Source organism: Micromonospora sp. B006, from assembly GCF_003408515.1.
In the GTDB taxonomy this organism is placed as follows: domain Bacteria; phylum Actinomycetota; class Actinomycetes; order Mycobacteriales; family Micromonosporaceae; genus Micromonospora; species Micromonospora echinospora_A.
Map to the genome: position 1 here is coordinate 4,836,565 of NZ_CP030865.1, position 23,970 is coordinate 4,860,534.

The 23,970-nt window shown below is 73.6% G+C and carries 20 protein-coding genes and 1 pseudogene; 12 read left to right on the plus strand and 9 right to left on the minus strand.

Annotated elements, in window-relative coordinates; all coding sequences use genetic code 11:
* Nucleotides 1-76 precede the first annotated feature (76 nt).
* Together MicB006_RS21685 and MicB006_RS21690 are read left to right on the plus strand one after the other, a co-directional pair.
* Nucleotides 77-433, plus strand: a complete 357-nt coding sequence (locus tag MicB006_RS21685) for a PadR family transcriptional regulator (protein ID WP_116508537.1) — start codon at nt 77-79, stop codon at nt 431-433.
* Nucleotides 430-1,431, plus strand: a complete 1,002-nt coding sequence (locus MicB006_RS21690; protein WP_116508539.1) for a hypothetical protein — start codon at nt 430-432, stop codon at nt 1,429-1,431. The genes MicB006_RS21685 and MicB006_RS21690 overlap by 4 nt, the downstream gene beginning before the upstream one ends.
* A 102-nt stretch (nt 1,432-1,533) precedes the next feature.
* On the opposite strand, the gene ychF is transcribed toward MicB006_RS21690, so the two are convergent.
* From ychF to MicB006_RS21705, 3 genes are read right to left on the minus strand one after another with little or no spacing between them, the layout of a single operon-like run.
* On the minus strand, nt 1,534-2,619 hold the full coding sequence (gene ychF / locus MicB006_RS21695) for a redox-regulated ATPase YchF (RefSeq protein WP_116508541.1): 1,086 nt from the start codon (nt 2,617-2,619) through the stop codon (nt 1,534-1,536).
* A gap of 58 nt (nt 2,620-2,677) precedes the next feature.
* Nucleotides 2,678-3,424, minus strand: a complete 747-nt coding sequence (locus tag MicB006_RS21700; protein ID WP_116508542.1) for a peptidase E — start codon at nt 3,422-3,424, stop codon at nt 2,678-2,680.
* A gap of 30 nt (nt 3,425-3,454) precedes the next feature.
* On the minus strand, nt 3,455-3,961 hold the full coding sequence (locus MicB006_RS21705; protein WP_116508544.1) for a MarR family winged helix-turn-helix transcriptional regulator: 507 nt from the start codon (nt 3,959-3,961) through the stop codon (nt 3,455-3,457).
* A 92-nt stretch (nt 3,962-4,053) separates the two neighbouring features.
* On the opposite strand from MicB006_RS21705, the pseudogene MicB006_RS21710 reads away from it, so the two are divergent.
* A pseudogene (locus tag MicB006_RS21710) lies at nt 4,054-4,827 on the plus strand (EamA family transporter); the annotation flags it as partial.
* 176 nt (nt 4,828-5,003) lie between these two features.
* Here the strand turns inward: MicB006_RS21710 and MicB006_RS32430 are convergent.
* Nucleotides 5,004-5,468: a hypothetical protein gene (locus MicB006_RS32430; protein ID WP_225980447.1), complete on the minus strand. Its 465-nt coding sequence runs from the start codon at nt 5,466-5,468 to the stop codon at nt 5,004-5,006.
* Between the two features lie 242 nt (nt 5,469-5,710).
* Here MicB006_RS32430 and MicB006_RS21715 point away from each other — a divergent pair, with 242 nt between their 5' ends.
* The 5 genes from MicB006_RS21715 to valS all read left to right on the plus strand — a co-directional run bounded on the left by MicB006_RS21715 (nt 5,711) and on the right by valS (nt 14,213).
* Nucleotides 5,711-7,162: an AlkA N-terminal domain-containing protein gene (locus tag MicB006_RS21715; protein WP_116508548.1), complete on the plus strand. Its 1,452-nt coding sequence runs from the start codon at nt 5,711-5,713 to the stop codon at nt 7,160-7,162.
* A complete protein-coding gene (locus tag MicB006_RS21720) occupies nt 7,159-7,671 on the plus strand; it encodes a methylated-DNA--[protein]-cysteine S-methyltransferase (RefSeq protein WP_116508550.1) in 513 nt (170 codons plus the stop codon). The genes MicB006_RS21715 and MicB006_RS21720 overlap by 4 nt, the downstream gene beginning before the upstream one ends.
* 37 nt (nt 7,672-7,708) lie before the next feature.
* Nucleotides 7,709-9,529 (plus strand): ABC transporter ATP-binding protein, encoded by a 1,821-nt coding sequence (locus MicB006_RS21725; protein WP_116508552.1) that lies wholly within the window; start codon nt 7,709-7,711, stop codon nt 9,527-9,529.
* Nucleotides 9,530-9,663: 134 nt separating this feature from the next.
* Complete coding sequence (locus MicB006_RS21730; protein WP_225980835.1) at nt 9,664-11,496, plus strand: ABC transporter ATP-binding protein; 1,833 nt, start codon at nt 9,664-9,666, stop codon at nt 11,494-11,496.
* A gap of 152 nt (nt 11,497-11,648) precedes the next feature.
* Complete coding sequence (gene valS / locus MicB006_RS21735; RefSeq protein ID WP_116508556.1) at nt 11,649-14,213, plus strand: valine--tRNA ligase; 2,565 nt, start codon at nt 11,649-11,651, stop codon at nt 14,211-14,213.
* Nucleotides 14,214-14,323: 110 nt separating this feature from the next.
* Here the strand turns inward: valS and MicB006_RS21740 are convergent, their stop codons facing one another.
* From MicB006_RS21740 to MicB006_RS21760, 5 genes are all read right to left on the minus strand, one after another.
* Nucleotides 14,324-14,761 carry a hypothetical protein gene (locus MicB006_RS21740; protein ID WP_192900325.1) on the minus strand — a complete coding sequence of 146 codons (438 nt, stop codon included), beginning with the start codon at nt 14,759-14,761 and terminating at the stop codon, nt 14,324-14,326.
* A gap of 149 nt (nt 14,762-14,910) precedes the next feature.
* Entirely contained in the window at nt 14,911-15,621 is a 711-nt protein-coding gene (locus MicB006_RS21745) for an ABC transporter permease (RefSeq protein ID WP_073828835.1), read from the minus strand.
* Nucleotides 15,621-16,580: an ABC transporter ATP-binding protein gene (locus MicB006_RS21750; protein ID WP_116508558.1), complete on the minus strand. Its 960-nt coding sequence runs from the start codon at nt 16,578-16,580 to the stop codon at nt 15,621-15,623. The genes MicB006_RS21745 and MicB006_RS21750 overlap by 1 nt, the downstream gene beginning before the upstream one ends.
* On the minus strand, nt 16,577-17,455 hold the full coding sequence (locus MicB006_RS21755; protein ID WP_116508560.1) for an ABC transporter permease: 879 nt from the start codon (nt 17,453-17,455) through the stop codon (nt 16,577-16,579). Before MicB006_RS21755 ends, MicB006_RS21750 begins: the two co-directional genes overlap by 4 nt.
* Nucleotides 17,448-18,362 (minus strand): ABC transporter ATP-binding protein, encoded by a 915-nt coding sequence (locus MicB006_RS21760; protein WP_116508562.1) that lies wholly within the window; start codon nt 18,360-18,362, stop codon nt 17,448-17,450. The genes MicB006_RS21755 and MicB006_RS21760 overlap by 8 nt, the downstream gene beginning before the upstream one ends.
* Before the next feature lie 183 nt (nt 18,363-18,545).
* Between MicB006_RS21760 and MicB006_RS21765 the strand changes: the two genes are divergently transcribed.
* The 4 genes from MicB006_RS21765 (at nt 18,546) to galT (ending at nt 23,775) form a co-directional block, all read left to right on the plus strand.
* Complete coding sequence (locus tag MicB006_RS21765; protein ID WP_116508563.1) at nt 18,546-20,291, plus strand: glycosyltransferase family A protein; 1,746 nt, start codon at nt 18,546-18,548, stop codon at nt 20,289-20,291.
* Complete coding sequence (gene cysC / locus MicB006_RS21770) at nt 20,221-21,750, plus strand: adenylyl-sulfate kinase (protein ID WP_116508565.1); 1,530 nt, start codon at nt 20,221-20,223, stop codon at nt 21,748-21,750. The genes MicB006_RS21765 and cysC overlap by 71 nt, the downstream gene beginning before the upstream one ends.
* A 166-nt stretch (nt 21,751-21,916) precedes the next feature.
* Nucleotides 21,917-22,705 carry a DeoR/GlpR family DNA-binding transcription regulator gene (locus tag MicB006_RS21775; RefSeq protein WP_116508567.1) on the plus strand — a complete coding sequence of 263 codons (789 nt, stop codon included), beginning with the start codon at nt 21,917-21,919 and terminating at the stop codon, nt 22,703-22,705.
* Nucleotides 22,702-23,775: a galactose-1-phosphate uridylyltransferase gene (gene galT, locus MicB006_RS21780; protein WP_116508569.1), complete on the plus strand. Its 1,074-nt coding sequence runs from the start codon at nt 22,702-22,704 to the stop codon at nt 23,773-23,775. Before MicB006_RS21775 ends, galT begins: the two co-directional genes overlap by 4 nt.
* The last annotated feature ends 195 nt before the right edge of the window (nt 23,776-23,970 follow it).

The window sequence follows — 23,970 nt, forward strand, 5'->3', positions numbered from 1 at the left end:
CGCCCTTCCCCTTGTGCTTCAGGCGAACCTTTATATCGCCCCCCGATATATGCTCGCGTTCGATATATTGCTGCTCATGGACACACCGCTGCGCGAACCCACCTTCTTGATCCTGACCGCGCTGGCCAAGGAGCCGATGCACGGCTACGGGTTGATCGGCGACGTCGCCGCTCTCTCCGACGGCAGAGTCACCCTTCGCCCGGGCACGCTTTACGGCGCGCTCGACCGGCTGGTCGACGCCGGCCTGGTCGAGGTCGACAGGGAAGAGATCGTCAACGGTCGAGCGCGCCGCTACTACCGCCTCTCACCCGCCGGTGACGCCATGTTGACCGAGGAGACGGAACGGCTGCGACGCAACGTCGAGGTGGCCACGATCCGGCTCCGCGCACGAGCCCGCACCTTCCGCCCGCGTACCGCTGGAGGACTCGCGTGACGACCCTGGAACGCCGCTACCTGCGCCTGCTGAGCGCGTACCCCTCGGACTATCGCCGCTCGCGTGGCGCGGAGATCGTCGGGACGTATCTTGACCTGGCCAAGCCCGGCCAGCGCTGGCCCTCACCCGGAGATGTCGCGGATCTGATGCGCGGGGGCCTTCGTCAGCGGCTGCGCGCCGCCGGCCTCCTCGACCTGATTCCCGGGGTGCGTCTCGCCTCGGTCGTGGCACTACTGGTCGCCACCACGCTTGCGGCCATCTGGTGGGTGGCCGAACTGCGCCCTGCCCCGCCTGAGTGGAACATCCCGCATGTCGGCCCGCTCGCCTCACCGGGGTTCATCGCGTGGACCGCCTGGCTCGTCGCCGCAATCGCCGTGGCTCTCTCACCGGGACGGGCAACCCGGGCCGCAGTAGGCGTCGCTCTTGTGCTCACGATCGCGACTGTGCCGGCGGGCGCGATGACCGGCCTGCCCAGGCCACCACTGTTCATCCTGCTGCCGCAGGCCACTCTCGGCGCGCTGGCGCTCCTGCTACCGGAGCGGCTGTCCCCCAGCATCCGGATTGGAACACCACTCGCGGCGGTAGGCGCCGGCGGGACAACCGCATACCTGGCCGCACACCATGCGCTTGACGGGTACTACGCCGCCAGTACCGCCCGGTTCCTACCGACCGCCGCCGGGCTCCTGATGGCTGTCGCTCTGCTGCTGGCCCTCGGGCTCGCCCTCCACCGCGACAACCGCGGCATCTGGGCCCTACTCGTGCTGCTCGCACCGGTCGGGCAACTCGCGCTGCACAAGCTCGCTGGAACCGTGAGCCCGTATCGGGGCTCCCCAAGCGTGGAGTTCGGCACCCTGGCTGCCTACGCGATCCTCGTGAGCCTGCTCGGCCCGGCGCTGCTCATGCTGGGAATCGCCGGCCGCCGACGGGCGATCACTAACGGGAGGGGCGAACGACGTCCAACTCGCCGAAGCCTCCGCAGGCACATGTTCCGGCTGTAGCCCACCACTGTGAGCCGCCCGATCGCGTCGTCACAACGGGGGTGAGCGAAGCGACCGGGCGGCCGGCCACATTAAGCCTGAGGCGCGGGGATGCGCCCGATTTCAGACGTTGAAGCGGAACTCCACCACGTCGCCGTCCTGCATGACGTACTCCTTGCCCTCGATCCGGACCTTGCCGGCGGCCTTGGCCGCCGCCATCGATCCGGCCTCGACCAGGTCGGCGTAGGAGACCACCTCGGCCTTGATGAAGCCGCGCTGGAAGTCGCTGTGGATCACCCCGGCGGCCTCCGGCGCGGTCGCGCCGACCGGGACGGTCCAGGCCCGCGCCTCCTTGGGCCCGGCCGTCAGGTACGTCTGGAGCCCGAGCGTCCGGAAGCCCACCCGGACGAGCTGGTCCAGGCCCGGCTCGGACTGCCCGATCGACTCCAGCAGCTCGCGGGCCTCGTCCTCGGGCAGGTCCACCAGCTCGGACTCGATCTTGGCGTCCATGAAGACCGCCTCGGCGGGCGCGACCAGGCCGCGCAGCTCGTCGAGGAACTCGGCGTTGCCCAGCTCGGCCTCGTCGACGTTGAAGACGTAGATGAACGGCTTGGTGGTGAGCAGGTGCAGCTCACGCAGGTGTTCCAGCTCGACCTTCGCGGCGGCGGCGCCCGCGTACAGGGTCACGCCGTTGTCGAGGACCTCGACCGCCTTCTTGGCTGCCTCGACGGCGGCGGCCCGGTCCTTGCGGAGCTTGGCCTCCTTCTCCAGCCGGGGCAGCGCCTTCTCCAGCGTCTGGATGTCGGCCAGGATCAGCTCGGTGTTGATCGTCTCGATGTCGTCGGCCGGCGAGACCTTGCCGTCGACGTGCACCACGTTCGGGTCGGAGAAGGCGCGCACCACCTGGCAGATCGCCGAGGCGTCGCGGATGTTGGCGAGGAACGCGTTGCCCCGCCCCTGCCCCTTGGACGCGCCGCGGACCAGGCCGGCGATGTCGACGAAGGAGACGGGCGCCGGCAGCACCTTCTGCGAGGAGAAGATCTCGGCCAGCTTGGCCAGCCGCTCGTCGGGCAGCCCGACCACGCCGACGTTCGGCTCGATGGTGGCGAACGGGTAGTTCGCGGCGAGCACGTCGTTCTTGGTCAGCGCGTTGAACAGGGTGCTCTTGCCCACGTTGGGCAGGCCGACGATGCCGATGGTGAGACTCACGACGAACCAGCTTACGCGCCTCGCCGCCACCGCTGGGCAGGCAGGTACGCGAAGCCGGTCACTGCGGCGCGGCGGACAGCAGGCGTGGCTCGATCCGGGTCTCCCGGACGGTGCCGTCCTCGGCGCGAAGCAGCTCGTACGCGGCCACGCCGGGCCGGTCGGCCACCGCCTCGGCCAGCCGGGTGCCCCGGTAGATCAGCCCGACGCCGTCGTCGGTGCAGTGGCTGGCCGGCAGCGTGCCGTCGGCGACCAGCCGGTGCATCAGCGGTCGCCGCTGCTCCTCGCTGTCGTAGTGCACGCCGTTGCCGTACGGGAGCCAGCCCAGTCCTTCCGTGAAGGGCCGCAGCGTCGGCCCGTAGCTGTCGGTGGCGCCGCCGGTGTGCCAGCAGATCGACCCGGCGGAGACGCCGCCGAGCACCACGCCTGCCTGCCAGCACTCGTGCAGGATCTCCGGCAGGCCGTGCACCCGCCAGACCGCGCAGAGGTTGGCCACGCTGCCGCCGCCGACCCAGATGACGTCCTGCGCGAGCAGGTGGGCGCGGATGTCCTCGACGTTCGGCATCGGGTAGAGCGCCAGGTGGGAGGCGCGGAACCGGGTGCCGGCGAAGGCGCCGTAGAAGACGGTGAACCCGGTCGGCTGGTCCCCGGTGGCCTGGCCGAGGTAACAGACGCGGGGCGCGTCCCCGGCCCCGGCCAGCTCGGCCACCAGGTCGAACAGGGCGCTGGGCCGGGCGTCCCACGGGCCGCGGCGACGGCTGGCGAAACCCATGCTGGTGGCGACGATCGTCGGTTCAGTGGCGGGCACGGGCGTCCTTCCGGCCGATGACAGTGACGATCATTGTGCCGGATCAGCGGGGTCGGCCGCGGCGAGCAGCGTACGCAGCAGGTCGGCCAGCCGGTCCTGGTCGGCCGGGGGCAGCGCGTCGAGGATCCGCCGCTGCACCGCGAGCCCGGCCTCGGCGGACTCCTCGACCACCCGGCGACCGGTGTCGGTGAGTGTGACCCGCAGCGCCCGCCGGTCGGCCGGGTCCGGCGAGCGTCGTACCAGACTGGCCCGTTCGAGGCGGTCGAGCCGCCCGGTCATGCCGCCGGAGGTGAGCATCAGCGAGGCGGCGAGCGCCTTCGGCGCCAGCGTGTACGGCGGGCCGGAGCGGCGTAGCGCAGCGAGCACGTCGAACTCGCCCCGGCCGATGCCCCAGGCCGCGTACACCTTTTCCTGCCGGTCGCCGACCAGCCGCGCCAGCCGGTAGATGCGGCCGAACACGGCCATCGGCTCGGGCCGCATGCCGGGCCGCTCCCGTTGCCACTGCTCGACGATCGCGTCCACCTCGTCGCCTGTCACGGCTGCTGATTGTGCCGCACGTCCCACTTCCCGTTTTCGCTCGGGCCTGATTAGCTTAGTGCTAAGATACTTACGGCTGAGAAGAGAGCGCCATGAACCGCCGTTGGACAGACGTCGCGCTGACCGCCGCCGCCCCTGTCACCTGGGGCACCACCTACCTGGTGACTGCCGAACTCCTGCCACCGGACCGGCCGCTCTGGGCCGGGGCGATCCGAGCCCTCCCGGCCGGTCTGCTGCTGCTCGCGTTGACCCGAAGACGACCACACGGCCGCTGGTGGGGACGCGCCGCGCTGCTCGGCGCGCTCAACATCGGGGTGTTCTTCCCGCTGCTGTTCCTCGCCGCGTACCGGCTGCCCGGCGGCACCGCCGCCGTGCTCGGCGCCGCGCAGCCACTGCTCGTAGCGGTGCTCACGGTGGCCCTGCTCCGCGACCGTCCCACCCGGCCGGCGCTGGTCGCCGCCGTGGCCGCCCCGCTCGGTGTCGCCCTCGTGGTGCTGCGCCCCGGCGCCGGCCTCGACCCACTCGGCGTCGCCGCCGGGCTCGCCGGGGCCGTGGCGATGGCCGCCGGGCTGGTGCTCACCCGCCGCTGGGGCCGGCCGCCCGGAGTGGGCGTCCTGGCCGCGACGAGCTGGCAGCTCGTCGCCGGTGGCCTGATGATCGTGCCGGTCGCCGCCGCCGTCGAGGGCGCGCCGCCCGTGCCCGACGGGCCGGCAGTGCTCGGGTACGCGTGGCTCGGGCTGGCCGGCACCGCGCTGGCGTACGTGCTGTGGTTCCGTGGGGCGACGCGGCTGCCGGTGGCCCAGGTGTCGGTGCTCGGCGCGTTGAGCCCGCTCACCGCGGCGACGCTCGGCTGGGCGGTGCTCGGCGAGGCGCTGGATCCGGTCCAGCTCACCGGGTTCGCGGTGGCAGTGGCGGCGATGGTGCTGGCCCAGCTGCCGGACCGATCGTCGCGCCCGCTGCCGACCGGCGACGCGGACCGCCCGACGGCGGCGCTGGCCGGCGTTCGGGCAGGCGGCGGGACGGCGGCCTGGTGGCGGCGCCGTCAGCCGGCTCGCAGCCGGCGCCAGTCGTCCGGCCACGCCTCGGCGGCGACGCCCTCGGGCAGCACACCGGCCGGTAGTTGCGCCGCGGCGGCCAGCGGCAGCGTGAACCGGTGCGCGGCGGCGGAACCGGCCTCGTACGACCGGTCGAGCAGCCACCGCACCTCGTCGGCGGTCCAGCCCAGGCCGGAGCGGGCGGCGATCTCCCGGACCAGCCGCAGGCCGACGCGGGTGTCGTCGTCGTAGAAGCGCATGCACCAGTGGTGCGCCCACATGCCGAGCGCGCGCAGCCCGTCCGGGTCGAGCGAGCCGGCCAGCCGGCCGCAGGCGGTGTCGGGGAAGGGGCGACCGGCGTCACCGGCCCGATCGCGCTCGATCGCGCCGTACGCGGCCGGCGCCACCATCCTCATCCGCTCGTAGAAGCCCTGCACCACCGCGGCGTCCAACGGTGCCCGCCCCGATCGCATCAGCGGACACCCCGCCCGGCCACGCTCGCCATGCCCCGCACCATTTCTTGAGTTGGTGGCGGGACCGTACCGACCACTTACGACACTTTCTCGGGTCCGCCGAGCATGATCCACGCCGTTTCGCCGGGGTGGCGCCATCCGGGAACCGGGGATACCGCCACCTCCCCGAGCTGGCGGGACTGCCACACGTCATGTCCGAATCCCGCCAGCCGCAGCCGGGGAGCGCGAGGCAGGATCGGGGCATGGAGCTGGACTTTGAGCGGTGTTACCGGGCCGTCGACAGCCGCGACCCGCGGTTCGACGGCTGGTTCTACACCGGCGTGACGTCGACCGGGATCTACTGCCGGCCGTCCTGTCCGGCGATGACGCCGAAGCGGCAGAATGTCCGCTTCTTCCCGTCGGCCGCCGCCGCGCAGGGAGCCGGGCTGCGGGCGTGCCGCCGGTGCCGCCCGGACGCGGCGCCCGGCTCCCCCCAGTGGGACGTCCGGGCCGACCTGGTCGGCCGCGCCATGCGACTGATCGCCGACGGCGTGGTCGACCGCGACGGGGTGCCCGGGCTGGCCGGCCGGCTGGGCTACACCGAGCGGCACCTGCACCGGATGCTCCAGGCCGAGCTGGGCGCCGGCCCGCTGGCGCTGGCCCGGGCGCAGCGCGCGCAGACCGCCCGGATCCTCATCGAGACCACCGGTCTCGGCCTGGCCGAGGTGGCCTTCGCCGCCGGGTTCGGCAGCGTCCGGCAGTTCAACGAGACGGTCCGGGAGGTCTACGGCGGCACCCCGTCCGAGCTGCGCGCCGGGCGACCCGGGCCGGCCTCGGCCACCGGGGCGGGCACGCTCTCGCTGCGGCTGGCGTACCGGCCACCACTGCACGCGGGCGCGCTGCTGGACTTCCTCGCGCTGCGCGCGCTGCCCGGCGTCGAGGTGGTCCGCGACGGCACCTACCACCGGGCGCTGCGCCTGCCGCACGGTCCCGGCACGGTGACGCTGACCCCGTCCGACGGGCACGTGGCCGCCACGCTGCGGCTGGCCGACATGCGTGACCTGGCCCCCGCCGTAGCCCGCTGCCGCCGCCTGCTCGACCTGGACGCCGACCCGGTCGCGGTGGACGCCACCCTGGCCGCCGACCCGGCGCTGGCCCCGGCGGTCACGGCCGAGCCCGGCGTCCGGCTCCCGCACGCGGTCGACGGCTTCGAGCTGGCCGTCCGCGCCGTCGTGACCCAGCAGGTCTCGCTGTCCTCGGCGCGGACCACGCTCACCCGCCTGCTCTCCGCCACCCGGTCCGCGAGCGGCTCAGGCACCGACGACCCGGCGGACGGCCTGGTGGCGTTCCCGGGCCCGGCCGACGTGCTCGCGGCGCCGGACCCGGCGTTCCGGATGCCGGCGGCCCGCCGGGAGACGATCCGGGCGCTGGCCCGCGCCGTCACCGACGGGACGCTGGACCTGGAACCCGGAGGCGACCGGGAGGAGACGGTCCGGCTCCTGGCCGCGGTGCCCGGCGTCGGCCCGTGGACCACCGGCTACCTGGCCATGCGCGCACTCGGCGACCCCGATGTCGCCCTCACCACCGACCTGGGCGTACGCCGCGGCGCAACCGCGCTCGGCCTGCCCGACACCCCCAAGACCCTGCTCGCGTACGCCGACCGCTGGCGCCCCTGGCGGTCCTACGCGACGATCCGACTCTGGAGAGCAGCATGAGCACTGTGGACAGCACCGTCATCGACACACCCGTCGGCCCGTTGAGCGTGCTCGCCGGGCCCGACGGCGCGGTACGCGCGGCCGGCTTCACGCCCGACCCGGCGGCCCTGGCGCCGTTGACCCACCAGAGCCTGCGCGGCGACCTGCGGGAGCGGGCCGACCTCGGGCCGGTGACCGCCGCCGTGCGGGCCTACCTGGACGGAGACCTCGCCGCGATCGACGCGATCCCGGTGGAGCAGCACAGCGGCGGGCTCTTCCTGACGCACGCCTGGCAGGTGCTGCGCGACGTCAAGCCCGGCGATCCGGTCACCTACACCGGGTTCGCCGCGCTGGCCGGGCGACCCGCCGCGGTCCGCGCCGCCGCGGCGGCCTGCGCGCGCAACGCCGCAGCGCTCTTCGTGCCCTGTCACCGGGTGCTGCGCACCGACGGCACGCTCGGCGGCTACCGCTGGGGCCTGCACGTGAAGAAGTGGCTTCTCGGGCATGAGGGACGGGTGACGGCTAGCTGACAGCGGAAACGTCACCCCCGGCGGCTACCGTCGGGTAGTGCCCGCGCCCAGCGACGGCAACCCCGCGGCGCAAAACGACGCCCGGTCCCAGCCGCTGCGCAACCTCTGGCGGTTGCGGTCCTACCTGCGCCCGTACGCGACGGAGTTCGCCTGGCTGCTGGTGGCGGCGCTGGCGGCCACCGCGGCGAGCCTGGCCGTTCCGCTCGTGGTGCAGCGGGTGGTCGACGGGCCGGTGGCCCGGCACGACGAGGCCGGGCTGCTGCGGCTCGGCGGCCTCGCGCTGCTGCTCGGGCTGGCCGAGGCGGTCCTCATCTTCATCCGGCGGTGGACCCAGTCGTCGTCCTCTGTCGGCATGGAGGCGGCCATCCGCGCCGACATCTACGCCCACCTGCAACGCCTCCCGGCCGGCTTCCACGACCGCTGGCAGTCCGGCCAACTGCTGTCCCGGATCACCAGCGACCTCTCGGTGATCCGGCGGTTCCTCTCCTTCGGGCTGCTGTTCCTGGTGCTCAACCTGATCACCTACGCCGCCGTGGTGGTGCTGCTGATCCGGCTGCACCCCTGGCTGGGGTCGCTCGTCGCGGCCAGCGCCGTACCGCTGTTCCTGATCAGCCGCCGCTTCGCCCGTCACTACCACGCGGCGTCGCGCCGGATGCAGGACCAGCAGGGCGACGTGGCCACGCTCGTCGAGGAGACCGCGCAGGGGCTGCGCACCATGCGGGCGTACGGGCGGGGGCCGGAACTGGCGGCCCGGTTCACCGTCGGCGCGCGCCGACTGCACGACACCGGCATCGGCAAGGCGCGGCTGCTGGCCCGCACCTCGGCGCTGTTCGACCTGGTGCCCAACCTGACCCTCGGCGCGGTCCTGGTGACCGGCGCGGCGGCCGTCGCCGAGGGCGCGCTGTCCATCGGGGAGCTGGTCGCGTTCGTCAGCCTTCAGCTCATGCTGATCTGGCCGGTGCAGTCGCTCGGCTGGATCATCGCCAACGGTCAGGAGGCCGCCACCGCCGCCGACCGGATCCAGGAGGTGCTCGACACCCGGCCGACGATCGTGGACGCGCCGCACGCCCGGTCGCTGGATCGCGCCGACATACGCGGCCGGCTCCGCTTCGAAGGGGTCACCTTCCGCTACCCGGGCACCTCGGCGCCGGTGCTGCACGACCTGGACCTGACAGTCGAGCCGGGCGAGACGATGGCGCTCGTCGGCGTCACCGGCTGCGGCAAGAGCACGCTGCTGTCGCTCGTCCCCCGGCTGCACGAGGTGACCGGCGGCCGGATCACCATCGACGGGCGCGACCTGCGTGACCTGCGGCTCGGCTCGCTGCGCCGGCTGGTCGGGGTGGCGTTCGAGGAGCCGACCCTGTTCTCCATGTCGGTCTGGGAGAACCTGACGCTGGGGCGGCCGGACGCGGGCGAGGAGGAGGTCCGGGCGGCGCTGGCGCTGGCGCAGGCGGACTTCGCGTACGAGCTGCCCTGGGGGCTGGCCACCCGGGTCGGCGAACAGGGGCTGTCGCTGTCCGGCGGGCAGCGGCAGCGCCTCGCGCTGGCCCGCGCGGTGCTCGGGCGGCCCGCCCTGCTGGTGCTCGACGATCCGCTCTCCGCGCTCGACGTGCACACCGAGGCGCTCGTGGAGGCGGCACTGCGCCGGGTGCTACGGGAGAGCCGCACCACGGCGCTGCTGGTGGCGCACCGCCCGTCCACTGTGGCGCTGGCGGACCGGGTGGCGCTGCTGGACGGCGGCCGGATCGTCGCCGTCGGCACCCACTCGGAGCTGCTGGCCCGGGTACCGGCGTACCGGGCGGTGCTCTCCGCCGAGCCGGAGCGCCGTTCCGACGGCGTCGGTCTGGTGCGCTCGTGACCGGCGGCGCGCCGCGGGTGCCCCGGCCCCGCGACGCGCCGCGCGACACCGGCGCGCGTACCGCCGGGCACCGGAAGTCGCACGGCGCAACCGGCGCACGCGACGACGCGAACCGCACCGGCGGACGCGAGGACCTGTCCCGCTGGCGCGGCCGGGCCACCGACCCGGACGCCGACCGCAGCCGCGCCGAGGACTCCTCCCCGGCGGCAGTAGCCCGGCTCCGCGCCCGCAGCCGGCTGCTGCTGCGGCAACTGCTGCGCCCGCACCGGCGCGCGCTGGGGCTGGCGGTGGCGCTGCTGCTGGCCCAGAACGCCGCCGCGATGTCCGGGCCGTACCTGGTCATGCTCGGCATCGACCGGGGCATCGGTCCGCTGCGGTCAGGCGATCCCGGCCCGCTGATCGCGGTCGCCGCCGCGTTTGTCGTCGCGACCGCTGTCGAGTACGCGGCCCGGCGCGCGTTCCTCACCCTCGCCGCCCGGATCGGCCAGGCCGTCCTGCTGGACCTGCGACGACGGGTGTACGGGCATTTCCTCCGCCTCGACGTCGGTTTCCACGAGCGCTACACCTCCGGCCGGATGGTGTCCCGGTTGACGAGTGACCTGGAGTCGATCGCCGAGCTGGTCGACGGGGGCATCGACAAGCTGGTGATGGCGGGGCTGTCGGTGCTGTCCGTGGCGGGCATCCTGCTCTGGCTGGACCTGCCGCTGGCGGCGGTGACGCTGCTCGCCTTCCCGTTCCTGTTCGTGCTGTCGCGCTGGTTCGCCCGCGCCTCGGCGGGCGCGTACCGGCGTACCCGGGAGGCGGTGGCGCTGGTCATCGTGCACTTCGTCGAGTCGCTGCGCGGGATCCGGGCGGTGCAGGCGTACCGCCGGGAGCCCCGCAACGAGCGCATCTTCGCCGCCGTGAACGACGACTACCGGCGCTCCAGCCTGCGCGCGTTTCGGCTGATCGCGATCTATTCGCCGGGTATCCGGCTGATCGGCAACCTGACCACGGCGGTGGTGCTCGGGTACGGCGGCTGGCGGGTGCTGGGCGGCGGCGTGGAGGTGGGCGTGCTCGCCGCGTTCCTGCTCTACCTGCGCCGGTTCTTCGAGCCGATGGAGGAGCTGAGCCAGTTCTACAACGCGCTCCAGTCGGCGACCGCGGCGCTGGAGAAGCTGGCCGGGGTGCTGGACGAGCGTCCGGCGGTGGCCGAGCCGGCGGACGCGGTGCCGCTGCCGGCCGGGCCGCCGCGCGGGACGGTGACGTTCCGCGCCGTCGACTTCGGCTACCGACGGCAGACGCCGATCCTGTCCGGCCTGGACCTGACCGTGCCGCCCGGGCAGACAGTGGCGCTGATCGGGCCGACCGGCGCCGGGAAGTCCACTGTCGCGAAGCTGCTGGCCCGTTTCCACGATCCGGACGCGGGCGCTGTCGACCTCGACGGTGTGGACCTGCGCGACCTGGCCGACGCCGAGCTGCGCCGGGCGGTGGTGCTGGTGACCCAGGAGACCCACCTGTTCAGCGGGTCCGTGGCCGACAACATCCGGTTCGGGCGGCCGGACGCCGACGACGAGGCGGTGGTCGCGGCCGCGCGGGCGATCGGCGCGCACGACTTCATCGCCGCGCTGCCCGACGGGTACGCCATGGACGTGCACCGGCGCGGCGGCCGGCTCTCCGCGGGGCAGCGGCAGCTCGTGGCGTTCGCCCGGGCGTTTCTCGCCGACCCGCGGGTGCTGATCCTGGACGAGGCGACCTCGTCGTTGGACGTGCCGACCGAGCGGCTGGTGCAGCGGGCCCTGCACAACGTGTTGCGCGACCGCACCGCCCTGGTGATCGCCCATCGTCTCTCCACTGTGGAGATCGCTGACCGGGTGCTGGTGCTCGACGGCGGCCGGATCGTGGAGGACGGCCCACCGGCCGAGCTGATCGCCGCCGACGGCCGCTACGCCGCCCTGCACCGCCAGTGGCGCGACTCCCTCCTCTGACCCTTCCCTCCGACCCTCGCCGATCTTGCGCTTACGGCCCACGGGATGCCCGGAAAGCGGCTTGTGCCGGGGCGGAAAGTGCAAGATCAGTGAGGACGCGCAGGGTGGGGAAAGTCGTGGATCGGGGCAGCCGGGCTGCCTACCATCGGCTGATGACCGACACGACGATCAGCGCCCGCGGCGGCGTCCGCGAGCGTCCGAGCCTGGACGGACTCGAGGAGACCTGGGCCCGCCGCTGGCAGTCCGACGGGACGTACGCGTTCGACCGCACGAAGGAGCGGTCGGACGTATACGCGATCGACACTCCCCCGCCGACCGTGTCGGGCGAGCTGCACATGGGGCACGTCTTCTCGTACACGCACACCGACACGGTGGCCCGGTTCCAGCGGATGCGCGGGCGCACCGTCTTCTACCCGATGGGCTGGGACGACAACGGGCTGCCCACCGAACGCCGGGTGCAGAACGTGTACGGCGTGCGTCCCGACCCGGCGCTGCCGTACGACAGGGACTGGCGGCCGCCGGCCGCGCCGGTGGACGACGCGGCCCGGAAGAACCCGACGGCGATCTCCCGGCGCAACTTCATCGAGCTGTGCGAACTGCTCACGGTGGAGGACGAGAAGGCGTTCGAGGCGCTGTGGCGGCGGCTCGGGCTGTCCGTGGACTGGTCGCTGACGTACACCACGATCGGGTCGGCGGCCCGCGCGGCCAGCCAGCGCGCGTTCCTGCGCAACCTGGCGCGGGGCGAGGCGTACCAGGCCGAGGCGCCGACGCTGTGGGACGTCGGGTTCGGCACCGCTGTGGCGCAGGCGGAGCTGGAGGACCGGGAGCGGCCGGGCGCGTACCACCGGCTGCGGTTCACCGGGCCGGACGGCCGCGAGGTGCTGATCGACACCACCCGGCCGGAGCTGCTGCCGGCCTGCGTGGCGCTGGTCTGCCACCCCGACGACGAGCGGTACGCGGACCTGGTCGGCGCGGCTGCGCGTACCCCGGTGTTCGGGGTCGAGGTGCCGGTGCGCGCGCACCCGCTGGCGGACCCGGCCAAGGGCACGGGCATCGCGATGGTCTGCACGTTCGGTGACCTGACCGACGTGACCTGGTGGCGTGAGCTGCGGCTGGACACCCGGGTGGTGATCGGCCGGGACGGTCGGCTGCTGCCGGAGCCGCCGGCCGGCGTGCCGGCGGAGCCCTACGCGGCGCTGGCCGGGCAGACCGTCAACGGCGCCCGGCGGACGCTGGTGGAGCTGCTGGCCGACGCGGGTGACCTGGTGGGCGAGCCGCGCCCGATCACCCACCCGGTGAAGTTCTACGAGCGCGGCGACCGGCCGCTGGAGATCGTCTCGACCCGGCAGTGGTACCTGCGCAACGGTGGCCGGGACGCCGGCCTGCGTGCGGAGCTGCTGGCCCGGGGGCGGGAGCTGCGCTGGGTGCCGGAGCACATGCGGCACCGGTACGAGCACTGGGTGGGTGGCCTCACCGGTGACTGGCTGGTCAGCCGGCAGCGGTTCTTCGGCGTGCCGGTGCCGGTGTGGTACCGGCTCGACGACACTGGCGAGCCGGACTGGTCCCACCCTCTCACACCGGACGAGGCGACGCTCCCGATCGACCCGAGCAGCGAGCCGCCGCCCGGATACGAGGAGTCGCAGCGCGGCGTGCCCGGCGGTTTCACAGGTGACCCGGACGTGCTGGACACCTGGGCCACCTCGTCGCTGACCCCGCAGATCGTCGGCGGCTGGGAGAGCGACCCGGACCTGTTCGCCCGGGTCTTCCCGATGGACCTGCGCCCGCAGGGGCACGACATCATCCGGACCTGGCTGTTCGCCACTGTGGCCCGCGCCCACCTGGAGCATGGCACGCTGCCCTGGCACACGGCTGTGCTCTCCGGCTGGATCCTCGATCCGGACCGCAAGAAGATGTCGAAGTCCAAGGGCAACGTGGTCACGCCGATGGCGCTGCTGGAGCAGAACGGGTCCGACGCGGTCCGCTACTGGGCCGCCAACGGCAAGCCGGGCACGGACCTCGCCTTCGACCCCGCCCAGGTCAAGGTGGGCCGCCGGCTGGCCACCAAGCTGCTCAACGCGTCGCGGTTCGCGCTCGGGCTGGGCGCCGCCGACGCGCTGCGGGCCGCGGCGACGCAACCGCTGGACACCGCGATGCTCGCCGAACTGTCCGGCGTGGTCGCGACCGCGACCACCGCCTTCGACGGGTACGACCACACGGCTGCCCTGATGGCCACGGAGGCGTTCTTCTGGCGGTTCTGCGACGACTACATCGAGTTGGTGAAGGAGCGCGCCTACGGCACCGGGCCGGCGGCCGACTCGGCCCGGGCGGCGCTGGCGACCGCGCTGTCGGTGCAGTTGCGCCTGTTCGCGCCGGTGCTGCCGTTCGTCACCGAGGAGGTCTGGTCGTGGTGGCGGTACGGCTCGGTGCACCGAGCGCCGTGGCCGACCACGTACGAGGTGGGCCGCGCGATGGAGGCGCCCGGCGATCCGGAGCTGCTGCGGCTGGCCGCGGACGCGCTGGGTCAGGTGCGCCGCGCCAAGTCGGAACGGAAGCTGTCCATGAAGGCGGACGTGCCGCTGGCCGAGGCGCTCGGACCGGCGGCCGTGCTCGACCAGCTCGGCACTGTCGCCGACGACCTGCGGGCGGCGGGCCGGATCGCGAAGCTGGACCTGCTGCCCGACCGCACCACCGAACTGGTCATCGCCTGCGCGTTCTGAGCGCCCCCGGCGATGTAAGGAAGGGCCCCTTCTTAACGCCTGGCGTTGTAGAAGGGGCCCTTCTTAACACCCCGAAGGGCCGGGCGGACCGGCCCGCGGCGGTGCATTCCTCAGTCGGCCGCGCAGGCCGCCTTGAGCTTGTCCCGGGCGGCGGTGAGATCCGCCTTGCCCGGCGCCTTGCCCGGCGCCTTGGCCCAGGCGTCGGCGAGGTCGGCCATCTCGGTCGCGACGCCCTTCACCGCGTTGTTGACCTCGTCGCTGCTGGTGAAGGCGTGCGTGTAGAGCGTCGCCGCTCCGGCCGAGTACTGCGCGCTGACCGCGGAGTGGCCGGCCGGCGGGCCGATCTTCTCCGCCTCGGCCACCTCCTTCAGGGCGGCCGTGATGTCCTTCTCCGCCGTCGCGCAGGTCGTCCGGGTGGCGGCGTCGAGGCCCACCGGAGCCGGGGTCACCGGCGGCACCGACGTGGCGGCCGGCGCGGAGGGTGCCGCCGACCCGGCCGAGGGCGTGTCGTCGCCGTCGCCGCAGCCGGACATGACGATCATCGCCACCGCGGCCGGAGCGAGCAGGGCGAGTCGAGCTGAACGCAAGGTGTTCTCCCCGTGTCGGTGTCGTAGCCGCCGCAAACTAGCAGAGCGGACACGGCAGGGCGGAACCCGTTTTCCGTCGCGAACGTCGGAAAACGGGTTCCGCCCCGGGGTCAGCTCGTCTCGCCGGCCACGCTGAACGAGCGCAGCCGGTCGATCGCCAGCACGGTGAAGCCGACCGCCACCAGCGCGGTGAGCACCGCCGCGACCGGCACCGAGACACTGGTGCCGAGCAGCGGCGTCGGCGCCATCCTGTCGGCCAGGGCGATCACCCACTGCTGGATCGACAGCACCCGGGTGCCGCCGACGAACCGGCCGAGCAGGCCCTCCCAGATCAGCACGTAGACCAGGCCGAGCAGCACCGGCCGCCGGGTCACCAGGCTCAGCGCCAGGAACAGCGCCGAGTACGCCAGCGCGCCCGCCGCAGAGGCGACGACCAGCGCGAGTCCGAGGCGTACCGAGTCGGCCAGCACGCCCGCGACGTAGATCGGGACGCCCACCGTGACGGCGCTGACGCCGGCCGCCACCGCCAGCTTCGGCAGCACGATCTGCCAGCGCGGCAGCGGCTTGGTGAGGATGTGCACGACGGTGCCGTCGTCGATCTCCGCGCCCAGCACGCCGGTGCCCACGATCAGCGCCACCACCGGCAGCACCACCGCCAGGCCGAGGCCGACGAGCACCGGCGGCCCCCACTGGCCCGGGTCGACGCCGAGCGACCGGCAGAGCACCGCCAGGCCGATCAGGATCAGCGGCAACGGCAGCAGCATGAGGAACCGGCTCCGGCCGAACAGGCCGCGCGCGGTGATCCAGGTGACTGTCGACATCATGCCTCCACCAGATACGAGAAGACGCTCTCCAGCGACTCGTCCTCCGGCAGCAACTGCCGGACCCGGATGCCGTGCCGGAGCGCGATCCGGGGCAGGGCCCGGGTGAACGCGCCGTAGTCGCCGGCCTTGACGGTCAGGCCGGTGCGGCCCAGCTCGACGCCGGAGACCGACGCCTCGGCCATCAGCGCCACCGCCAGGGCGCGGTCGTCGGTGGAGCGGACCGCGAAGACGTGCGGCCGGTTGGTCATCAGGCGGCGGATGGTCCGGTAGTCGCCGGAGGCGGCGAGCCGGCCGGCCACCATCACCTGGACTGTGCCGGAGACCTGCTCGACCTCCTCCAGGATGTGCGAGCTGAACAGGATGGTCCGTCCCGCGTCGCCGAGCCGGTGCAGCAACGCCATCATGTGCAGCCGCTGGCGCGGGTCCATCCCGTTGAACGGCTCGTCGAGCAGCAGCACCTGCGGGTCGTGCACGAGCGCGGCGGCGACCCGGGTGCGCTGCCGCATGCCCTTGGAGTAGGTGCCGATGCGGCGGGTCTGCGCGTCCTCCATCTCGACCAGCTCGATCGCCCGCCGCGCCGCCGCCTCCGGGTCGGGCAGCCGGTGCAGCTTCGCGCTCGCCAGCACGAACTCGTACGCGCTGAGGAACGTGTGCACCGCCTCGCGCTCGCTGACCAGGCCGAGCCGCCGGTAGACGGCGGGGTTGCGCCAGGTCGGCTCCCCGTCCAGCGTCACAGTGCCGCGCGACGGCGACAGGAAGCCGGCCATCATGTGCAGCAGCGTCGTCTTCCCGGCGCCGTTGGGGCCGAGCAGGCCGGTCACGCCGGGGCCGAGCCGCATGGTGACGTCGTTGACCGCCACCACGTTGCCGTACCAGCGGGAGACGCCCGCCAGGTCGAGCGTGCTCGTCGCGGTGGCGGGTGCGCCGGCCGTCGACTGGGTGCTGATCGCCGTCATCGGGCGGCCACCTTCCGGTATCGCAGGAGCAGCAGGCTGACGCAGCCGGCGACCAGCAGCACGGCGACCGCGGCGTAGACCGGTCCGAAGTCGCCGATCGGCATGCCGCCCCGTCCCTGGGTCAGCCGGTCGCCGAGCGCCCAGTTGCCCACGCCGCCGACGAGCGTCGGCGGCGAGGCGAGGAACGCCAGCTCGTTGACGGTGGTCGACGGCAGGATGGACAGCACGCCGACCACCGGCGTGGTCATCAGGAAGACCGCCACGATGCCGCCGGCCGCGAACGCGCGCTTGCCGGTGAGCGAGGCGACCAGCAGGGCGATCGAGCCGAACACCACCGCCCACAGCCCGGCGTAGAGCAGCCCGGGCAGCAGGTCGAGCAGCTCGTCCCACACCCCGCGTACGCCCCGGTTCGTGGTGAACGCGGCGCCGAGGAACATCACCAGCTGCGGACCGCCGAGCAGCAGCCAGAGCGCTGTCACCAGCGCCAGCAGCTTGGACAGGGCGTAGTCGCCGCGCGGCAGCGGCCGGGAGAAGTACAGCGGCAGCACACCGCTGCGCAGGTCGCGGGAGACCAGCTCGGGCGCGGCCACCGCGGCGAAGAAGATGACGAGCCAGCTCATCGCGTCGGCGAACTGGGCGTACGTCATCACCACCTCGCCGATCTGGCTGCGTACCGCGGTGATCCCGGCGGCCACGACGGTGACCACGGCGACCACCAGCCAGGGGAAGATCTTCGCCTTGGCGCTGCGGCCGAAACCGAAGACGGTACGCACACCGTGCGCGTAGAGCGCGCCGAAGACCTGCCGGCGGCCGAGCCGCGGACCGGTGTAGCGCTGGTAGCCGATGTCGTGGATGACCCCGGTTGCTTCAGACATGGCTGGGCTCCCTCGTGGCGAAGAGCTCGGCCACCCGGTGCCGCCGCTGGTCCAGCCGGTGCAGCGGCAGGTCCAGCTCGGCGACCGCGCCGAGGATCTGGTCGTAGGTGGCGTCGTCGGCGAGCGGGACGAGCAGCAGCCGTCCGTCGCGGGTCACCGGCAGGTCGAGCGCGGCGAGCCGGGCGGCCAGCTCGTCGGTGCCCTCGCTCACCTCGACGGCGAGCACGTCGGTGGCGGTGGTCATGGCGGACACCCGGTCGGCGCGCAGCAGCCGGCCGCCGTCGATGGCGACGAGCGTGTCGCAGATCCGCTCCACCTCGCCGAGCAGGTGCGAGCAGACCACCACCGAGATGCCGAACTCGGTGCCGATCCGGTGGATCAGCGCGAGCATGGCGTCCCGGCCGGCCGGGTCGAGGCCGTTGGTCGGCTCGTCGAGCAGCAGCACGTCGGGATCGTGTACGAGCGCCTGGGCGAGCTTGACCCGCTGCTTCATGCCGGTGGAGTAGCCACCGACGGCCCGGTGCCGCTCCTCGTGCAGGCCGACGTGGCGCAGCGCCTCGGAGGCGCGTTCCCGGGCGACGGTGCGCGGCAGCCCGCTGATCCGCCCCAGGTGGGTAACCAGCTCGGCGGCGGACAGGTCGGGCGGGAGGGCGTCGTGCTCGGGCATGTAGCCGACCCGGGCGCGGACCGCGGCCGGATCGGTGGTCGGGTCGAGGCCGAGCACCTGTACCCGGCCGCTGGTCGGCGGGAGCAGACCCAGCAGGATCTTGATCAGAGTGGACTTGCCGGCGCCGTTCGCGCCCACCAGCCCGATGATCCCCGGCTCGACCGACACGGTGAGGTCGGCCAACGCGGTGACCCGGCCTCCGTACGTCTTGGTCAGCGACTCGGTCGCGAGCAGTGTCACGCCGTTCAGCGTAGGACTCCGAGGCCGCGCCGGAGCCCGTCCTGACCCGGGCGATCCCCTGATCCCTCGGCTCCGGGCCCCTTAGGTGACCCGGGACGGGGTAGCGGCGGCGTGAGGAAGCTGCCACCGTGTGTGGCGGAAACGGACCGGGCGTCCCGGTCCGATCGGACCGTAGGGGGCGGTATGAGCGGGGGAACGGACCGGCCGGCGGTGAGCGTCGTGGTGCCCACGTACAACTGCGGTGCCCACCTCGACCCGCTTGTCACGTCGCTGTCGCGGCAGGGGCTGCCGCCCGGCGGATACGAGGTGATCTTCGCCGACGACGGGTCGACCGACGACACGCCGCGTCGCCTGGACGAGCTGGCCGCCGCCGACCCGCAGGTGCGGGTGCTGCACCTGGAACACTCGGGCTGGCCGTCGCACCCGCGCAACCAGGGGCTGGAGCAGGCACGCGGCGAGTACGTCTTCTTCGCCGACGACGACGACTGGTTCGGCGACGAGGCGCTGGCCCGCCTGCACGCCTGCGCCCACGACCACGGCGCGGACATCGTCATCGGGCGGATGATCGGGCACCGGCGGGGCGTACCGCGGGAGCTGTTCCGGGAGAACCGGTTCGACGCCACACTGGCGAACGCGCCGCTGGCCGACAGCATGACCTGCCACAAGCTGTTCCGGCGATCCTTCCTCGACCGGCACGGGCTGCGGTTCCCCGAGGGCCACCCGCGACGCCTGGAGGACCACCGGCTGATGGCGGCTGCCTACCTGCTCGCCGAGCGGATCTGCGTGCTGGCCGACCACCCCTGCTACCACCACGCCCGCCGGCAGGACGCGGGCAACGTCACCGCCACCCGGATGGACCCGGCGGAGTACTACGCGGCCCTCCGGGAGGCGCTGGACATCGTGGACGCCCACCGGCCGCCGGCCGCGGCCCGCCTCCGGCTGCACCGGCGCTGGCTGCGCAAGGAGATGCTGAACCGGCTGCGCGGGCAGGCCCTGCTGAGCGCGCCGGAGCACTGGGTCGAGCAGGTGGCGGCCGAGGTGGGGCAGCTCGTGAAGGAGCGTGTCGCGCCGGACGCGATCGCCGGGGTGCCGCCGATGTATCAGGTGATCGCCCATCTCGCCGCGCAGGGGCGGATGGCGGACCTGCGCCGGCTGGCGGAGTGGGAGGTGAGCGTCCGGGCCCACGCCGCCGTCGACAGGTGGCAGGTGGAGGGACGGACGCTGACCGTCGCAGTCTCCGCCCACCTGCGCGCCGGCGACGAGCCGCTGCGCTTCGACGACCGAGGGCTGCCGGTGCTCCCGATGGCCGAGGCGACGCCCGACGGTGTCGTGATGCGGGCCGGCGGGGCGAGGACCGACGTCGTGATCCGCCGCCGGGAGACCCGGGAGGAGTTCTTCCTGCCGGTCGACGCCACCACCGAGCCGGCCGCCGACGGCCAGGTCTGCCACCGCAGCACCGCCACCGTCGACTTCGCGACGCTCGACGGAGGCCGGGCCCGGGGCACCTGGGAGGTCCGGGCCCGGGTGATCCAGGCCGGGTGGGCCCTGGACGCGAACCTGCCGCTCGTGGTGCGCTGCGCCGACGGCGGCACACCCCGGGTGGAGGACCCGCGCCGGCTCCGCGCCCGGATCCGGCGGGCGGTCCGGCGGATCCGGGAGCGCACGCTCGGCCGGACGGCGCGCGCCGGGAGCCGTTCGCACGATCGACCGGCGGCGGCCCGCCGGGAAGGATTCGGTGACCCCGGTTCGTCCTCGGCGCTCTCGCCGGAATGCGCGATTACCGGGAGGCCGGGTGGCGCTCTCGACCGATCGCCGGTGGGCTGCGAAACTGTGTGCCGGCCGGTGAGTTGGGGGTTCGATGAGCAACGGGTGGCTGCTGCCCGAGGACGTTCTGCGGGATGCGCCGTCGTACGCGCCCAGGCCCGCTGAGCTGGCCGATCTCCAGTTGTTGCTGAGTGGGGCGTACGCGCCGCTCACCGGTTTCATGAGCCGGGCCGACCTGACCTCGCTGAGCCGGCGCGGCCGGCTGGCCGACGGCACGCCGTGGCCGGTGCCGGTGACGCTCCAGGTGCCGGCCGCGCTGGCCGACGGGCTCGACCCGGCGGACCCGGCCCGCCGGGCGGTGGTGCTCACCGACGGCGAGGGCGCGCCGGTGGCGGCGATGGACGTGACGGACGTCTGGCCGGGCCGCGAGGGCATGGTGGGCGTCGGTGGCGCCGTACGCCGCCTGGGCGACGGCGGCCACGGGCCGTTCCAGCGCCTGCGGCGCGGCCCGGAGGAGGTACGCGGCCTGCTGCCGCCGGGCCGGGTGCTCGGCGTCTTCGCCGACCGTCCGCTGCACCGCCCGCAACTGGCGCAGATCGCGCACGCGGCCCGCACGCTCGGCGCGCACCTGCTGGTGCTGATCCCGGTGGGTGAGGGGTCGAGCGGTGGTCTGCCGTCCGAGGCGCTGGTGCGTACCGTGTTCGCCGCCCGCGACCGGATGCCCCCGGCGACGCTGGTGGCGGTGCCGCTGGCCCGCCGGCGCGACGAGATCAGCGACGCGCTGCTGCGGGCGCGGGTCGCCGCCGCGTACGGCGTGACCCACCTGCTCTCCACCGAGGGCATGCTCTCCGGCGCCGGCCTGCGCGTGCTGGTGCCCCGCGAGCTGGCCTACGACAACCGGGACGGGCAGTGGCGCTGGCGCGAGGACATCCCGCCGCGCAACCGCCGGCTGGCGCTGAGCGCGGAGGAGATCGACGACCTGCTGGACCGGGGCTTCCCGCTGCCCGAGTGGCACACCCCGCCGGCGGTGGCGAAGGAACTGGTCCGGGCCCGCCCGCCGCGGCGGTACCGGGGTCTGGTGATCTTCCTGACCGGGCTGTCCGGCTCGGGCAAGTCGACCATCGCCCGGGGCCTGGCCGACGTGCTCCGCGAACAGGGCGACCGCACCGTGACGCTGCTCGACGGCGACGTGGTGCGGCGGGAGCTCTCCGCCGGGCTCGGGTTCAGCAAGGCCGACCGGGATCTCAACGTGCGCCGGATCGGCTGGGTGGCCGCCGAGATCGCCCGGCACCGCGGGGTCGGCATCTGCTGCCCGATCGCGCCGTACGCGGCGGCCCGCACCAACGCACGCGAGATGGCCGAGGCGGCCGGCGCGGGCTTCCTGCTGGTCCATGTGGCGACGCCGCTCGAAGTCTGTGAGCAGCGCGACCGTAAGGGCCTGTACGCGCGTGCCCGGGCCGGCCTGCTCACCGGGATGACCGGCATCGACGACCCGTACGAGGAGCCCACCGACGCCGATCTCGTGGTGGACACCTCCGACCTGTCCGTCGAGGAGGCCATCGGCCGGGTGATGGAACACCTCACCGAGACCGGCTGGGTGGAGCCCCGCCTCCAGCCTGCCTGACCGCCGGCCGCGTACCGGCACGTCAGCACCTCCGACCGCCGTCGTCCAGCCTCTGGACGACGGCGGTCTCGCATCGCCCCTCATTGCGCGGTAGTGTTCGTCTTTGTTGGAACACGTTCGACCGCGTGACATGGCGCGGTCGGTGACGCTCGGAGGTGTGCCCGGAATGCTGGCGCGGCAGCGGCAGACGGCGATCCTGGAACGACTGCGTCTCGCCGGTGGCGTGCGGGTCACCGAGCTGGCCGCCGAGTTCGGCGTGTCCGACATGACCATCCGCCGCGACCTGGACACGCTGCACGAGCAGGGCCTGCTCGCCAAGGTGCACGGCGGCGCGACGCCGGCCGGCGCCGGCTCGACGGACGAGCCCGGCTTCCGTGCGAAGGCCGACCGCCAGTCCGCCGAGAAGGCAGCGATCGCCGACCACGCCGCGGGACTGGTCCGGCCCGGCGCCGCCATCGCGCTCTCCGCCGGCACCACCACCGCCGAGCTGGCCCGGCGACTGGTCGACGTGCCCGGCCTCACAGTGGTCACCAACTCGCTGCCGGTCGCGGAGGCGCTGCACGTCGGCGGCCGGCCCGACCAGACAGTGGTGCTCACCGGCGGGGTACGCACGCCGTCGGACGCGCTCGTCGGTCCGCTCGCCGTGGCCGCGATCGCCGCGCTCCACCTGGACGTGCTCTTTCTCGGCGTGCACGGGATCAGCGAACGGGCCGGGTTCACCACGCCCAATCTGATGGAGGCGGACACGAACCGGGCGCTCGTGGCCGCCGCGGACCGGCTCGTGGTGCTGGCCGACCACACCAAGTGGGGCACCGTCGGCATCTCGTCGATCGTGCCGCTGGACGCGGCAGACGTGCTGGTCACCGACGACCGGTTGGCACCCGAGGCACGACGGGTACTCGAGGACAGGGTGGGCGAGCTGGTGGCGGTGCCCGCGAAGAGGGGGGCGGAGTGAAGCGTACGCAGATCGCGCTGGCCGACGGCCGCGAGCTGATCTACTTCGACGAGCGGGACGACGCGGTCCGCGACCAGCCGGACCGGCGGGACCTGCCCCCTCCCCCGCCCGCCTCGCAGCTGCGGTACGACCCGCTGACCGACGAGTGGGTGGCGGTGGCGGTGCACCGGCAGACCCGCACGTTCCTGCCCCCCGCAGACCAGTGCCCGCTGTGCCCGTCCCGGGGCGACCGGCACAGCGAGATCCCGGCGCCCGACTACGACGTGGTCGTGTTCGAGAACCGGTTCCCGTCGCTGAGCCAGCGGGTTGCCGACGAACCGGCCGAGATCACGCCGTTCACCCCGGTACGGCCCGGGCGCGGCAAGTGCGAGGTGGTCTGCTTCACCGACGACCACAACGCCTCGTTCGCCCGGCTCTCCCCGCACCGGGTGCGCACGGTGCTGGACGCGCTCGCCGACCGCACCACCGCGCTGAGCGCGCTGCCCGGCGTGGAGCAGGTCTTCCCGTTCGAGAACCGGGGCGTGGAGATCGGCGTGACGCTGCATCACCCGCACGGGCAGATCTACGCGTACCCGTTCGTCACGCCGCGCACCCGCGACATGCTGGCCGCCGCCCGGCGGCACGCCGGACGCACCGGGGGCAACCTGTACGCCGACGTGCTGGCCGCCGAACGCGCCGCCGGGGAGCGGGTGGTGGCGAGCAACGAGCACTGGACCGCGTACGTCCCGGCGGCGGCGCGCTGGCCGTTCGAGGTGCACGTGGCGCCGCACCGGCCGGTGCCCGACATCCCGGCGCTCGACGACGCCGAGCGGGACGCGTTCGGGCCGCTCTACCTGGACCTGCTGCGCCGCTTCGACGGGCTGTTCGACCTGCCCATGCCGTACATCGCGGCCTGGCACCAGGCGCCGGTACGGATCGACAGGGAGCTGGGCCACCTGCACCTGCAGCTGTTCAGCATCCGGCGCGCCAAGGACAAGCTGAAGTACCTGGCCGGGTCGGAGTCCGGCATGGGCGTGTTCATCAACGACATCGCCCCCGAGCGAGCCGCCGAGCTGCTCCGCGCCGCGTGAAAGGAAGGGCCCCCTGTTAACGCCTGCGGTAGAGGAAGGGCCCCTTGTTAACAACCGCGGCCCGGGCATGGGGGCGCGGGGGGCCCGGGACAGGACCCCCCGCAGGGAAGGGACGGCTGGCTGCGTTCAGCAGCCACGAAGGTCGGCCGGCCGGCGCGCGGCCGTGACCCACCTTCCTGGACGCGACTGGCATCT